The 15,362-nt window shown below is 52.8% G+C and carries 8 protein-coding genes; 4 read left to right on the top strand and 4 right to left on the bottom strand.

What is annotated here, in order from left to right; genetic code table 11:
- Positions 1-33 precede the first annotated feature (33 nt).
- From SH467x_RS16685 to SH467x_RS16700, 4 genes are read left to right on the top strand one after another with little or no spacing between them, the layout of a single operon-like run.
- Entirely contained in the window at positions 34-3,738 is a 3,705-nt protein-coding gene (locus SH467x_RS16685) for a hypothetical protein (protein ID WP_482368240.1), read from the top strand.
- A gap of 56 nt (positions 3,739-3,794) precedes the next feature.
- Positions 3,795-4,478, top strand: coding sequence for a PspA/IM30 family protein (locus tag SH467x_RS16690; protein ID WP_482368241.1), 684 nt, complete (start codon positions 3,795-3,797; stop codon positions 4,476-4,478).
- An 11-nt stretch (positions 4,479-4,489) separates the two neighbouring features.
- Complete coding sequence (locus tag SH467x_RS16695) at positions 4,490-4,912, top strand: hypothetical protein (RefSeq protein WP_482368242.1); 423 nt, start codon at positions 4,490-4,492, stop codon at positions 4,910-4,912.
- A gap of 13 nt (positions 4,913-4,925) precedes the next feature.
- Positions 4,926-7,067 (top strand): sensor histidine kinase, encoded by a 2,142-nt coding sequence (locus SH467x_RS16700; RefSeq protein ID WP_482368243.1) that lies wholly within the window; start codon positions 4,926-4,928, stop codon positions 7,065-7,067.
- A 13-nt stretch (positions 7,068-7,080) separates the two neighbouring features.
- Here the strand turns inward: SH467x_RS16700 and SH467x_RS16705 are convergent, their stop codons facing one another.
- From SH467x_RS16705 to SH467x_RS16720, 4 genes are all read right to left on the bottom strand, one after another.
- Positions 7,081-7,956, bottom strand: a complete 876-nt coding sequence (locus SH467x_RS16705; RefSeq protein WP_482368244.1) for a DMT family transporter — start codon at positions 7,954-7,956, stop codon at positions 7,081-7,083.
- Between the two features lie 93 nt (positions 7,957-8,049).
- On the bottom strand, positions 8,050-9,390 hold the full coding sequence (locus tag SH467x_RS16710) for a c-type cytochrome domain-containing protein (RefSeq protein ID WP_482368245.1): 1,341 nt from the start codon (positions 9,388-9,390) through the stop codon (positions 8,050-8,052).
- 16 nt (positions 9,391-9,406) lie between these two features.
- On the bottom strand, positions 9,407-13,717 hold the full coding sequence (locus SH467x_RS16715) for a DUF1549 domain-containing protein (protein WP_482368246.1): 4,311 nt from the start codon (positions 13,715-13,717) through the stop codon (positions 9,407-9,409).
- A gap of 32 nt (positions 13,718-13,749) precedes the next feature.
- On the bottom strand, positions 13,750-15,225 hold the full coding sequence (locus tag SH467x_RS16720) for a DUF1501 domain-containing protein (protein WP_482368247.1): 1,476 nt from the start codon (positions 15,223-15,225) through the stop codon (positions 13,750-13,752).
- Between the last annotated feature and the right edge of the window lie 137 nt (positions 15,226-15,362).

A 15,362-nucleotide genomic window follows, 5' to 3' on the forward strand; every position in this document is an offset into this window, starting at 1 on the left:
CCTCCTTCCCCTACGAGCGCAAGGTTCTCTGTTATGCAACATGCAACCCAACAAGAGGGCGACGAAAAGTCGACGAGTCGCCCGCTTCTTGAGCAGTTCCTTCAAGCCTTCCTTCAAGAACGAAGCATCAAGTGGATGCTCTTGGTCGGCGCAGCAATTATCGTCGTTTGCTCCTTGAAACTAGTCGCCCAGCAATGGGAAGATTGGCATCTATCGATCAAGTTCTTTTCGATACTAGGCTACATCGCGACCATCTTTGGATTCGCCGAAGCGAGCAATCGATTGTTGGGCTTGAAAGCGACTTCTGCCACGTTGCGAGGTATCACGTTGTTTCTGTTGCCAATGAGCTTCCTCTCGCTCGGTTGGCTAAGCAACCATCAGTCCATCACCCTTTGGGAATGGCTTCCGACGGTCGTCGTCGGTGTAGGCGTTGTCGCATATGTCTCGGACTCCATCCTCCGAGAATTTCTATCGGGTCGACAGCTTACCTATCAGATTTGCTTTGTTCTCCTCGGCGTTATCGGAAGCATCCCCGAGTCGTTCTACATACCTACTATTGGAATGGCCATTGCAATCTGGCTCACGGGCACGATTGGAATCATCAAGATCAATCGACACATCTTCTGGCTCGGTGAGCAACATCGTGCACCGATGACCGCCTACCAATTTTTCCCAGTCGGCTTGATGGGAATTGAGATGTTACTTCTCTTCTCTTCTAAGTTGCGTTGGGTGGAATCGCAACATTGGTTCGGATTCGCCTGGGTCCTGTGCGCAATTCCCGTCGCTGTCACCGCCCAATCTCTATTGCAAGTTCATCGTGTTCGGACTGGTGGGCTTTTGAAAACCTGGCCCGTCTCAGCAGGAGTGATGTTGGTGATCTGTCTGTTGATGGCCACTGGCGGTGTGTTCTTGTCAAGTAATCTTCTTCTTCAGCTTGGTCCGGATCTAAAGTTACTCGTTCCATCAAGTCTCTTGGCTGCAGCGATCTATTTTTGGGCTGCATACGAATCGAAACAACCCATCTTGACCTCGCTCGGACTTGGACTCGTCGTAATCGGTTACACCATAAGTCCTGTATGGTTTGCGGATCTGGCTCGAGGTGTAGCTTCCACCGCCGCTTCGGGATTGAACGAATCCAGGCTACCGATTGCCTTCTACGGATTGACCTGCCTCCCATTGATTCTCGGTTGGTCGACCCTCGCGTACGCCTTGAAATCAAAATCATTACGAGTTGCACAAGGTGACTGGCGCGTCTTTTATATGCCTCTCATTTGGGGCGCCAATCTCTTGGGGCTCGCCTTGCTCCTCTTCTCCGCTAGCAATACCAAGGCGATGTTCCTGATTCCTGCGTGTTACGTTGTCTACTACATCTTTCAAGCGACGATGTGGAATGATCGTCGATACATGGTTGGAACACTCTTTGCAATGAGTGCGGCGATCTACAGTGCTGTTCCGTTTGGAAATGCTATGTTCGGGTGGCAGATGGATTCGAGCATGTCGTTCGTTCTGCTGGGAGTTTGGTGCAACCTATTGTTTATTCTCCCAATGGAAGGTTTTCTTCAACGCTTCAGGCTTCCCGACGCAACCGCAAAACTTTGGCCGGTATGGAAAGGGAGATTGGCTCCTCTCGGGCAATTGTTCGCACTGATCTTACTAACCATCCTTTCCCTGACGTTGGCGACACATGCTCTCCGGGTTGGCGGGGCTGGCATGTCTAAACTCGATTGGATTTGGCTCGCTCTCGTGTTGATCGGGCATGCGTTGAATACAACCATGACGCGCCGATATGTTTCGGGTGCAGCTCATTGCATCGCATGGACATTTGCCATTGCTCTTCTCTTCTCGAGAATCGCTCACGATACGAGTGATTGGATGTGGCTAATCTCGGCGGTTTCGACGATCGGCTCCGGTGTGGGGTATTTGCTGACACGCAACTCCCAAATCGGCTTTGGTTGGAGCGAAATGATTCATCTCCACGAAACACGTCCAAATCGAAATCGCCCCGCTTTTGTCTCGGATGGCACTTTATGGGATGCGTTATGCGTCCCTGCCCGGGATTGGTTCTCAATCCTATCCATGGCTTGCTGTGGAATGCATTTCGTCATGTTGTTGGATATCCATTGGAACCTTGATCGAAGTTTTCAATTGTCTCTGATTCTGACGATGGCTTGGTTGTTGGGCAGTATTGCGGTGCTTCGACTTCCACTCTCGGTAATCATCTTCACGTTGATGGCTCCGCTAGCTGTGTCCGGATTCGCACTTCACATGAACTGGATTTCTACGAAAGAAGACGCGGTCCCACTCCTATGGGGGCTTGTTGTTGGTGCGTTGGTCTTGCCGATAAGTCTTTGGAATCGCCATGTCGAGGATGCGGAGCCCTGGGTGAAATGGTTGGAGCACACGGCGTCGGCTTGGTGCGTTTTGCTTCTCTTTCTTTGCTGCATCCCTGTTGTTCCGCTTTTGGCATGGGCTGGGTTGATCGCGTTGGTTGTCCTGTATGGAGTGAGGCAACCATCCCTTGGTTCCTCGTCGTTTGGGGCCGGGGCAGTAGCTTGCCACTACTACGCATTCATGCTGATGTGCCATGGCATGAGAGTGAATCCCTTTGAGATCCTTTTCGTTTCAGGTTGGGTGCAGAGTCGATCCTATGTCTCAATCGTTTTGAGCTTCTTTGTGTTCAGTTTGCTCGCCATTCAAACTCTATTGCCGCATCTTGATCGAAGATTCGCCCGTGGTTGGGAGGGAGGCCTGATGCTTCTTATCTTCAAGATGACCTGGATCGCCTGCGTGAGCACCCGTGCCGATATCCAGTGGTGTTTGGTCGGAACGGCACTCTTGTTTTTGCTCAGCGGCGTTGAGATGGCCAAGGCGTATTGGGCGAAGAATGAATCCCGTGTCTGGATTTGCCTTGGACTTTTGTTGGGAGCCATTCTTCTAGGCACCGCCAAGATCCCATTCGCGGAGTTTGCGGAGTATATACCGATTGGGTGGACCTGTTTGGCAATCAGCCTCGCATGGTGTGCACAGCGATCTCTCACCAAGGACGATTGGAAGTTCATTGCTCACCCATTCCAGATTGTTGCGATGGGAATCGCATCGTGCTTGAGCGTCTGGTTCGTGATGACGCATCTGTTCGGTATTCACGAGCACGGGAAATCCGTTACCACCTTCTGTTTGTTTCTGGCCAGTTTTTATTCCGCGTTCGAAGCGTACGTTACCAAGTCCACATGGAGCTTTTGGGCGCTCCTGGTTTTACTCAACGCGGGCCTAACGTCGTGGACTCGGGCCATAGGGTGGAGCGATCTACAGTTTTATCTGGTCCCCCTCGGGTTCTCGATAGTTGCCATGGTGGAGTTGCTGAGAGCAAACCTGACGAAATCGACGGCCTACAATCTGCGACTAACCGGCTCGCTCGTTGCTTTGGTCTCCCCTTTGGCTCAGATTGTTCAAGGCAGCTGGTGGCACTTGATCTCCCTCATGGTCCTGAGCGTGCTCGTGGTCCTGCTGGCGATTGGCCTGCGAATCAAAGTGCTGATGGCAACAGGTACTGCATTCCTAGCAGTCGACTTGGTCTCGATTCTTGTGCGGACAGCGATGGACAAACCGGGGGGACTGTGGATCGCGGGCCTCTCGATTGGAGTGGTTGTCATTGCACTGGGTGCTGTCTGTGAAATCTATCGCGATCGAATTCGTACTCGAATTCGAGTGTTGTCGGATGAGTTGGCGACGTGGAATTGAATTGGTTTCCATTCCTGTCTTTCCCTGGTTGTTGTTTCCTTTCAAGGAGAATGGTTATGTCTTGGTTATCTCAATTTACATTGATCATGCGATCGAACGTCACGGCGTTAAAGGAGCAGATCGAGGATCCCGAAAAGGTCCTGCACCAATTGTTGATCGACATGCAGAACGAGCTGGATGTGGTTCGATCTAGTGTCGCCGATGCAGTGGCCGACGAAATTCTGATGCGAAAACGTATCAACAAGGAAGCGGAAGAGGAGGCCAAATGGCAGGAACGAGCCACGCAGGCGATCAAGCGAGGAGATGAATCGGTGGCGCGAACCGCGCTCGAGCAAAGACTGTCTTGCACGCAAAGACTCGAGCAATACAAGACGGACCATAACAAACAGGTCGTCGAAGTCGAAAAGCTCAAGTCAGCCGTCCGAGATTTGGAAGACAAGATTCGGCAGGCACAGCATAAAAAGACCCTGTTGGTTGCGAAACTGGCGCGGGCCAGGTCGACCAATAAGATTCAATCGGCGTTGGAACGAACGAACAGCAAATCGGCATTCTCTCACTTCCAAAAGCTGGAAGATCGAATCGATCGACAGGAGGCCAAATTGGAGGCCCTTTCCGAGATGAGCGACGACGATGTTCCCAGCGATCTCGAGCAAGAGTTTGTACGGCACGAGCAAAAAGAACGTCTGGAAGCGGAACTCGAAGCTCTCAGAAAAATGACTTCTGCTGAAAGTTCCCAATGATAAATGGGCTCATGAAGATAGTCCGAGAGTTGCTAAGCACTTGGTGGGGGCAGGATCGAATCCGCGTCTCCTCCCGCTCGCTGCTCTTGGGATCTTTACGCCCGGGGGATCATCTGATCTTTCGCGATCACCTTTACACGCTTTTGCGAGTTGAGGAATTGAGGGTTGAGGAATTAAGAAATGTTCGTGTCTTGCATCTAGGAAATGAAGAGGGGCACCACGCCCGGCCCCTTTTCATTATCTTGGACGCATCGCTGAACGGTGAGCCGGTCTTCCGGCAATACTGGACTCAGCAAAGACCGACATATCAAGATACCTTGATTCTTCCGAGCGACGGCTTTCGTTCGATGCTCCAAGCACGCCCGGTTGGACTAGAATGGGAACTGTTGCTCGACGAGGATTGGATGATCCCTTTTCAAAATCTCTCTCTTTGAAAACGCCTACAACATGCTGGAACGGTTGGAATGGTTACTGGTAGGACTAGCTGGGCTCTTTGAGCTAGTGCTCCTCCTACTGCTTTGCCAACCCATCAACCGCAAGTACGCGGCTCCCTGGTTGAAGTGGCTCGTCGGTGGCGCGTTTCTTTTTCACCTGGGCTATTTCGGACGCTTGTTCTTTTTTCACGAGAAGACCGACTCGGCATTTGTCGGTGACCGCGGCGCGATGCTGATTCTATGTACAGGCCTGCTTATTATGCCGTCCGCGATGCTCCACGCTGCACTGCACCTGCGAACGAGTCTCCGCAATCCAATACCCAATATGTCACGCCACAGTCGATTGTACTGGGCGCTCTATTTTCCGCTTCTGCTACTGGTACCCGCGCTATTTCAGATTTTGACCGGCCCGCGCGGGAACTTCATGGAAAGCGTTCGGCCAATCCAACCCATTTACATCGGATGGCTAGCTACCGCTAACGGGCTTTGTACGCTTATCTTCGCGTACATTGCCATCACGACCCCATTTTCGAACCGACGCTGGTTCTTTGTTTGGATTTCATCTCTCCTCGTCTTATTCACGATGGCCGCCACGGCCTATGTTCTTCTCTCCGATCGCCCTGAATGGGAGTACCCGATTCGTATTGGTTTGGCGATCGCTCCGCTTCTGCCTTCGGTTGTCTTGGTTTGGTATGTGTTGACCAATCGACTACTTCCGGTAGTGTTCGAACAGACGACGGTTTATGGAGGCTTTTTAATAGCCGGGCTATTCGCACATCAATTGGTTGCACAACCTGTCGCCAATCGACTGCGTGGGATCATCAATGTTGATTTTGTGCTGCTCGAATTGGCCGTTTTGGTTCTATTAATCTACTGGATTCGTCCTTTTCGACGGCGAGCCAGCGAGTCTCTTCGGTTCTTGATGAGCCCAAAGGCATTCGAGGTGCGCGATGCCATTCGAGAGCTCGCACTCGAGGTAACGCAACAGACATCGCCCGATATCTCTGCACGTTGTGAATGGTTTGCCGAGCAACTGCGTCTCCGTTTTGAATTAACGTGGGTGCGCATCTTGTTTCTCGACACCAGTCAGCCGATAGAGAACTACCGAGAATATCGCGTACAGGACCCAGTCACTTCGCGAATTCGTATCTCGCCCTACAAGGTTTGGGTCCCTGAGAATGATCCCAACGCACTATTGCATCTCCTCCAAGCCCTAGTCGCTCGGACGATTCCTCTCGAACGGGGCTATACAAACAACCCGGTATTGGAAGAAGCGATGGATACGTTGGGATGCGACGCTGCTTTTCCGATGAACTATCAGTCCATTCGGGGAGCGATACTGTTCGGAAACGATAAAAGCTTCTTGCAGCTCGCTGACGAACAACTCACTTCGCTCCTCGTGTTGGTGGATCAATTTGCAGCGACCCTCCAAAACCTTGTCGATGAACGAATGCGTCGAACGATGGAACGAGATCTTTTTCAGAAGGAAAAGCTTTCTACCCTGGGGATGATCTCTGGTACTCTCGCACACGAGCTTCGCAATCCTCTTTCCTCCATTCGCACTATCGCATCGCTCGTCGCCGAAGAGACTCCATCCGGCAGCCCTCACCGGCGCGATGTCGAAATGATTGTTTCCGAGGTGGATCGCCTACATCTCACACTTCAACGGGTGCTGGACTATGCGCGACTCCCAGAGGAGACCAATTCACACTCAGAACCCGATCTCGTGATCTCGAAGATTGGATCGATACTCTCCTACTATGCCATGCAACGCGGTGCCGTCTTGGAGTTTGAACTGGGGGCTTCGCAAGCTACGGTGGCGGGGAGCGAACAAACGCTGAACGAGATCTTTATGAATCTCGTGAAGAACGCCATCGAGGCTTGCTCGGAGCATCAGCATGCTAAGGTAAAGGTTGTTACAATGGCGAATGAGAAATCCTTCCACGCATCGGTGATCGATAACGGAAAAGGCATTGCACCCGAAGACCAAGACTTCATCTTTGAAGCTTTCGTTACCTACAAAGAATCCGGTACCGGACTGGGGTTGTATATTGTCAAAGAACGGATTCAGGAATTGGGTGGAACGATCTCCCTGGAATCGATTCCGGGACAAGGTGCAACGTTTACAGTCGTCTTACCGCGATCCTCTTTCTGAGGAATGTGCCGATTCACTCCGATGCGGTTGTCGCAACAGGAGTTCGATTCCATGTCGAATGGGCATGGAGCATCACCGAGCACAATACGAGTGCATAGGCAAGCAGTTCGAAGACCTCTGGCATGTCCTGGTCAAAGGTCCATTCAATCGCCGCAATAATCGGCAGTGAGGAAAGTCCCAACGAAGTCGCTAAAAATGCGGGAAGGCGTGCGTAAGCCGCCGTCATCCATAATTGTGCCACCACCCCACTGATCCCAATACCAAAGAGAATCCAACACTGCCTATCGGTCGGAAAAACCCAACCCGAACTGGCAAAGCATAAGGCCGTCATTGCCAACGCTGCCATAAATAAGAACACCGTAAGGCTCATTGGAAATATTTGACTTACCTGGCGCAACGAAAAGTAGGCCAGCGAAGCAAACAACGCTCCTAGCAGTCCGATCAACCAAGCATCGGTAGGACACGTGCTCGCACCGGGGACACCAAGAAGGGACGTACCCGATAATCCCACCAGGACATATCCCAATTGCCTGTTCGTCGGTCGCTCCCCCAGGAAACGCCAACCGAGCAATACGACGAAGATCGGCGCGACGTCCGCGATCGCGCGCGCATTGGCAACAGTCGTTTTCGCAATCGTGGCAAAGTAACAAAGTCCTGAACCGGCCCCAGCCACTCCTCTCATCACGAGGTATTTCGACGCAGGATTTCGAAAGTGCCCAAACTCGTTCCAACACCAGGGAAGCAGCATGATGGCACCGAGAAATCCTCGGAAAAAGACAACCTCCGTCGAAGGCATTTCACGACTGAGGTGCTTCGCCCAGTAGCCCATGATCGCAAATGCCAACGCGCTTGCGATTGCAAACAAAAGACCCGACTTTTTGATGATCATGTGGCGACCGCGGAACCGATTCGGAGCAAACCTGGGCGAAGCACCAGTATTGACGAAACAGGATATTTGCCAACTCGCAATTCCCTCGGTCTGCTACGGAAAAGGTCTCTCCACCATTCGGATCATCGTCCCGTCAGCCAAACTCCAGATTCCGAACTCCCCGGTCCGGCCGCCGACTACGACTGTTCGATTCTCGCGATCTACAGACAGGGATCCGATGGCCATGGGCACGCGCACCGATCGTGTAATCTTATTCCCCTTCCATTCGACTTGATGCCAAGTCTGGTCGGAACAGGGAATGATGGTTTCTGTTTCGGTTACCGCAATCTTTCCTGGTTCTCCGCTTAATCCAAACCCAGCGGTTTTCTTCGCTCCTGCCGCAGTCCAGCGATGCCACTGCCGATCGGCGCCAACTGTTTGCCATTCCCCATTTCCAGCTGCCGCAATGCCTCGTACAGCTCCCTGGTGACCTGAATAATTAGCAATCGCTTCCCAACTCGTCGTATCGAAGACCTTGGCTGTCTTGTCATGACTCGCGCTTCCCATTTGATTGCCGTCCGGACTGTACGCAACTTGGGTTACCCAATCGGAATGGCTGGCTAAGACTCTCTTTGATTGAAGGGACTCGACCTCCAAGATGCGAATCGTTCCGTCGGTCATCGCGCACGCGATCTCCTTGCCGGCAGGGTGGAGTGCTACATCGAGAACCAAATCGGTACCGAGGACCTTGGTTCGTACGACTTCGCGCGTACCAGCATCCGTAACGCGAATCTCCCCGCTTAATCCAGGGGCACCCCCTGCTGCGATCCACCTGCCGTCTCTAGTTGGTAGCAGCGCCATGACACGCTGCGAATGATGAACAACGCGATGCACCAATCCATATTCCGGCCTTGAAAACACCAAAAGCTCGTGATATCCGCCTAGCCAGACTTGCTCGCCACCGTTCGAAAAACTTATGGATGTGATGGGTTGCGGCTGAGCATAGCTTATGGGTGCAGGTACCATCTTCGGAGGAATCGCCATCCAAAGGGGCGAACGCTCATCGTCGACATCAAACTTGGCACCTGCCGCAATCCATTTTTTCAAAAGCTCCAACTGTGGGGCACTCAACGGCTCGCTGTCCGATGGCATCCGAACGGACGGGTCGCTCGCACAGACGCGAGCGAGGATCTCGCCTGGGTTGCTTGCGTCGCGAACGAGAGGGGGTGCCTCGGATTCGCCGGCCAATTGCAGATTCTCGACGGTATCAAGACGATATCCGCCATCGGCCCGTTTCGCCCCATGGCAAGCGACGCAGTGCTCCTGGAGGATCGGGGCAACGTCGCGTCGAAATGAAATTTCCTGGGGCTCGTCTGCTAGAAGGCTCTGGGCCGTAGCAACCAGAAATACCCCCAATGCGGCGAAGCCCGATCGATAACCAATAGAAATATGCATGGATCGAAGAGAACCTTTAGTGCTGGAACAGAAATTCATCGGTGTTGAGCAAAACCCAGCAAAGGTCTTCCAACCCAGCCTCTAAATTCTCCTTCGACTGGCAATGCGCGACGCATCGCTGCAGCTCTTCGTCGCTAGGTTCCCTACAGAAACCTGCCAGATAAAGCTCCTTGACGATCGCCTCTAAACTGCTCCCGTCTTGAAGCATGCGCCGAAAGCGATTGTCGGGAGCTCGCAACTTTTCGTAAAGAAACGAACCATTGAACAGTTCGATGGCCATTCCCAAATTGGACTCATCTGAACGCTCGCAAGCGCAAACAGTTGCACGCTCTGGCTGACCAAAGACTCGCAAGAAATCGAGCTTGGCAATGTCTGGCGCGGGTAGCTGCGTCGCTTTGGTCCCCTCCGGCAAGACTCCAAACCGTTGCTTGGTTCCGAGCAAGTGATTCACCGCATCGAGAAGGGGCTCCGCCGATAACAACCTTGGCTCTTGATGAGAAAAGTAAAGCGAATCCTCCGCATTGCTGCTTTGGGGCGCGAAATCGGCTTGATACGTTCGACTGTTTAGAATGACACGCAACAATTCTTTGCGATTGTAACCTTGCTCGACAAAAAAGCTCGACAGACTATCGAGTAAGGGTTTGTTGGTTGGGGGGTTCGAATCGCGAAAGTCATCGATTGGATCGACTATCCCTCTCGCAAAGAGTTGGCTCCAAATCCGATTGGCTTCCACCCGGGCAAAATAAGGATTATCAGGTCTTACTAACCACTCGACGAACGATTGCCGACGGTCTGCGTCGTCGGCTAAAGCGGAGAGTTCCCCCGGCACCCATGGCGCCATAGTTTTTCCGGTTCGAGGTTGTTGAATCTCGCCTTGAATGCTGTTCCAAATCCACATCTCGTTTGGACGAGTCGTGTTCTTACGCTGCACTCTATTGAAAAAAGCGCTCAGCCCATAGTAATTGTCTTGAGTCCAGCGTTCAAAAGGATGGTTGTGGCATTTTGCACACTGCAGTCGTGCCCCTAAGAACAACTGCGAAACGGTTTCCACACTCTCCTGCGCATCTTTGGCGGTTCGGTAGAAATTGGCTTCAGGATGAAGGAATGTGCTTCCTTTGGAGAGGAGCAATTCCCTCGCGAACTGATCGTACGGTTTGTTGGAAGAGAACGAATCCTCAATCCAGCGGTGGTACTTGAAGACCCCCTCCTCGGTCACTCCTTTGGTGGTCACGCGAAGAAGGTCGCCCCATTTGAGTGCCCAGAAACTAGCATATTCCGGTCGATCCAGAAGTTGATCGATCCACTTCGATCGCTTTCCAGGATCGTTGCTCGCCAGAAACTCTCGCGTCTCGCGAGGTGTCGGAAGCTGACCGATGACATCGAGCGAGGATCGACGTAAAAATGTCGGGTCGTCGCATAGGGGGGACGCATTGATCTGGAAACGTTCAAGCTTCGTATCGACCAGACGATCAATCCAATTCAACTCCGTTTGCTTTACCCATTGGAAGTCCGGTCGGGAATCGATAAAGACGAAGGGAATCGATTCGATATGCTCAAGAAACCGAACCAAAATAACCGTCTCTCCTTGGGACTTCGGTGTCACAATCCCCTCCCTGGATACCGTCGCGATGGTGCTACTCGAACTCTCGTACGAGACCAACTCCGACACGTCTCTCGATGTTCCATCGGCGAAATGCGCCATGACAATGAGCTTCTGTTTACCGCTCTGGAGAGGAAGAGTTCGAGCATCATTAGGGTAAACTTCTAGCTTCACGCACCGCGCTGCATCGGGTGGATCTAGGTTCGCTCCTACAGCAATCCAGTCGTGTAGGACACGGTACGCGGCCTCCCCTTTTCTTAGTTGCATACCACCACCATGCGAAACCTTCATCAAACCCTTTTTGATCAAAAGGCTTTCCTCCGGCTCCATCGTATTGACTCTGCGCCCAGCGAACTCGTGTACGAGCGTGAGGGAATCCAGCTCCTTATCGAATGCCCTCAACGAAAGGCGGAAACCACCCTTACCACTTGGAGAACCATGGCATGCACCGGAGTTGCATCCCTGTTTCGACAACGCAACCAGGACCTCATTTTCGAATTCCACAGGCGCGGCTTTGTCTGAGAGCTCGACGGTCAAAGGAATAGCGATGGTGTGTTGACCGATTTTGCCAGTGACGGTCCCAACGCCCGAACTCTTCGGATAGAAGATCCCACCATGCACCTCGCCCAACTTGGGGTCGGAAACACTCCACTCAACGTAATCCGACCAATCGCGAACCGTGCCGGATGGATCCCATCCTGTCAATGAAAGTCGCTGATGGTCCCGGCTTCGACGCACTGCGATGCTTGGCGGAAAGAACTCGACTCGCTCGGGTGGGTCGTACCATTCCATCGGGAATTGCAGTGTTCCGAGCCGCCCAATTCCTTGAGATTCATAATAGAATGGAACCGCCAACGAATCAGGATACGATCTATCTGCCGTAGCATGATCACCTCCCGCTGTTCGAGTGAGGGACAAGTGAAGGTGTTCCTTGTCAATGCTTCCCTTAACTTTCCAATGATTTTCAAGCTCCGTGGGTGGGAACTCGGCGCCGGGTGGTAGGGTGCCTTGCAAAGAAGCCAAGGGAACTTTCCATGCTATCTCTTTGCTTTCGCGGCTGCGCCGCATCACCTCCGGCGCGCGAACCGTCGCAGGCGCTTCCGATGCGGCAGATATGAGAACAACCCAGCGATGATGTTTCCATCGGGGGGGATAAGGTTGAGCAGGGTGCTTGGCACGTAGCCACGCCACATTCGATACCACCTTGGCTGCCGGGAGATCGCTGGGGCTTGCATTTTGCGACAGAGGGGCAGCGATTAACCGAAGCCATTGAACATCGCCGGGTGCCCAATCTGCGGGGGCTTGGATATAGCATCGTGCACCGGTTTGTTTCGCATCGATGCGAGGATTGAGAACGCGCCAACTAGCAGGTTCCTCGCATCGGATTTCGATCGGCCCGTCGTAGCCTTGACGCAGCACAACCAGATCGACTGCGATCGCTCCGGCTTTCACGTCTGCGACGCGCGCTTCGGTCCCTTTCGGATCTACTTTCCATACGACATCGAAATCGTTTTTCCATTTCACCTCGATCGCGTACCGGTGATCGGGGCCACCTCGCAATAACAAGTCGCTGAGCCGAATCTCATAAGCACCTGTTTCCGTGATGGGGAATTCCAATATCGACTCGTCCTGTTCATGGACGGGGGATTCGGCAACTTTGATCTTCCCCTCTTTCCAAAGCTCTGCTCTCAGGATAGTGGGAGAGCCAAGGGATCGGGTTTGGGGCGCGATTCGAAGCGTCTTGCCCGCCTCGGCTTGAATCCAAAACGAGTCTTGTTCGGAATCCTTTTTCAAATGACCGACGAGGGTGAATGGTGGTTTCGGGGTTGCAGGGGAATCGGAATGGACCGACTTATCGGATTCGTCGATCACGGGCGTGGACGATTGAAAGACGATCGATGGAAATGCAAACGAATTCGGATGAGGAATGACCCAACGAGGTGACCCTTTAGGATCTCGCAATTCCAAACCGTCTTTGGGCGGTTTGTTTGCAAGAAGAGGGTAGATGTTTGCATCATCGGAGGCAGGAGAGAGCCTTATCAAGTAGTTGCCACCACCCAGGAACCGACTGTCGCGCACCTCGATGGCATACCATCCGCTCTTTTCAATCGAGACGCGGCATTGACTATCCGGTCCAAACTCAGTGTCGTCGGCGGTTGCTATTAGCTTCTGGTCGGAATCGTACAACTTGACATAGCTATCCATAGTGCTTCCCAACCGCTGTGCGAGGACATCGATGAAAAGCACATCTCCTTCGAGCGCGTTGAAGCGGTAGAAGTCCGAGTGGGAGGCCTCCGTTTTGCCTTCGATGACAGACGGATAGGAGACTGCGATCGCGTTCTCGAGCAAGTGGTTGTCGATGCCAAATTCGGACGCGTAAGGAAGTCTGTCCAAAAGCACGTGATGTGCTGCGCTGACCGCGGATTTGTTCGAGATCCAAACCCCTGTTTCAGTAGGAGGCATCTCTGCTGGAACATCGATTTCAACTTCTACTTTGTCGCTGGTTGCCGAGAGGAGTTTGTATGGGAGCTTTTCGGTGAACAGCAATCTAATCTCGTTGGACAAGTCCTTGCCGGTGATGGTCACGCGTGTCTTGGCGCCGATGGTCCAAGCGGAGGGAGAGATCGAGTGCACTTGAAACTGAGCGGAGGATGGATGGCTCCAAAAAACGAGCAGCAGCAGTGGCAGCCAAGTGAATCGGTGAATGCCGAGGAAGGAAATCGTCATAGGGTGGGAATCCAGGTGGGCAGGAGGTGAAACTAAATCAATCCGTCGATCGGTTCACCGTAATAAATCGAATGGGGCCGATCGACGGCGTCCATCCAAACCGCTTCGCGAGGAATACCGAGCAAGTGGTAGATCGTCGCGGCAAAATTCTCAGGAGAGACCGGCGAATCGACCGGGAACTCCCCCCTCGCATCCGACCTGCCGACTACGACGCCCGGCTGTATTCCACCGCCAGCGAAAAGAACCGACTGAAGCGCTCCCCAGTGGTCACGCCCAGGTAGTTTGTAATGCTGGGCCAAATGTGTGATCTTTGGAGTTCTGCCAAACTCACCTGCCATCACGATCAGCGTCTCGTCGAGTTGGCCTGATTCGTGCAAGTCCTCAATCAGAGCCGACACTGACTGATCCATCGGAGGAAGCAATCGGTCTTTCAAATGGGGAAAAGCGTTGCCATGGGTATCCCAAGTTTCGTTGTTTCCCAAGTTCACTTGAATGAGCGGTACTCCTGCATCGATCAAGTGACGTGCCATCAACAACGACCAGCCGAAGGAATGTTGGCCATAACGCTCGACCTGTTTTAAATCGAACTTGCGTATGTCGAGCGCCTTCTGAACCTTGGGGTCGACCATGAGCGATACGGCCGCTTGACGTTGTGCATCGAAACGCTGAGTGACTGCAGCGACCTCGAGTTGTTGCTTTTGTTTATTGAGTTTCTCTAAGAGCTCTAGACGCCCATGCACGTCTCGAATTGCCAACCCGTGCGGAAGGGTCAATTGGGGAGCTTGGAATATTCGATCATCCGTTCCGGGCCTTTGTTGATGGTCGAAAGCGTACTCTGGGAATGCGCCGTAAGAAGTCTTATGAAAAGGTGAAGCTTCCAGAAACCAAGGGTCATGGTTCTGTCCCATCTCTCCGGCATGTTGTCCAGGAATGATACGACCTGTGTTATGGACCAAACGCTCGGGAAGTACGACGGCGGGCGGCAAGTTATTTTGCGAGGGAAGAGTATAGCCAACGTTGGCTGCGATCGAGGGGAAGTCGGAGCGACTGGGTTGGTTCGGATTGAAGCCCGCAGGCAAGCTCGATCGACCGGTAAGCAAAATATGATGCCCGGTGGAATGATCATTCGATGGATGCGAAAGCGATCGACAAAGGGACCATCGATGACTTTGCGCCGCCAATTTCGGCAGATGCTCACAAATTTGAAGACCAGGCGTTTTGGTCGCGATGGGACGGAACTCGCCGCGAATATCCTCGGGCGCTTCCGGCTTCATGTCAAAGCTCTCGTGCTGCGAAAGTCCCCCTGAAAGGAAGATAAATATGCACGACTTTGCCTTGCCCGATGGACGGGGATTCGCAGCAGCATTCGCCTCGCGGAGCGTTAGAAGATGATTGCTCCCAAGCCCAAACACTCCAATCGCACCCATTTGGAGCGCGGTCCTTCTGGCGATGCCGGAATGCCGCCAATCAACCGAATCATTCGGTTTTTCATTGCGAGAGAAAGCCATGGGAGGGAATCCTAATGGGACTAATGGTTGGCTTTGAGGTGGGATAAAGTCCTCGTGGAGTATAATCGATTTCCCGCTCGCGTGGGGCGTTCTTGTCGCGAGTGTTCTACGTAGGGGAGCCGTTGGAATCCAAAATC

Origin of the sequence: Brakhagea slesvicensis (genome assembly GCF_052161625.1) — a bacterium.
In the GTDB taxonomy this organism is placed as follows: Bacteria; Planctomycetota; Planctomycetia; order Pirellulales; family Pirellulaceae; genus JBKCUI01.

Bases quoted from the DNA above. Each gene is read 5' to 3' on its own strand.
- SH467x_RS16685 (WP_482368240.1), top strand. From the start codon at position 34: ATGCAACATGCAACCCAACAAGAGGGCGACGAAAAGTCGACGAGTCGC.
- SH467x_RS16690 (WP_482368241.1), top strand. From the start codon at position 3,795: ATGTCTTGGTTATCTCAATTTACATTGATCATGCGATCGAACGTCACG.
- SH467x_RS16695 (WP_482368242.1), top strand. From the start codon at position 4,490: ATGAAGATAGTCCGAGAGTTGCTAAGCACTTGGTGGGGGCAGGATCGA.
- SH467x_RS16700 (WP_482368243.1), top strand. From the start codon at position 4,926: ATGCTGGAACGGTTGGAATGGTTACTGGTAGGACTAGCTGGGCTCTTT.
- SH467x_RS16705 (WP_482368244.1), bottom strand. From the start codon at position 7,956: ATGATCATCAAAAAGTCGGGTCTTTTGTTTGCAATCGCAAGCGCGTTG.
- SH467x_RS16710 (WP_482368245.1), bottom strand. From the start codon at position 9,390: ATGCATATTTCTATTGGTTATCGATCGGGCTTCGCCGCATTGGGGGTA.
- SH467x_RS16715 (WP_482368246.1), bottom strand. From the start codon at position 13,717: ATGACGATTTCCTTCCTCGGCATTCACCGATTCACTTGGCTGCCACTG.
- SH467x_RS16720 (WP_482368247.1), bottom strand. From the start codon at position 15,225: ATGGCTTTCTCTCGCAATGAAAAACCGAATGATTCGGTTGATTGGCGG.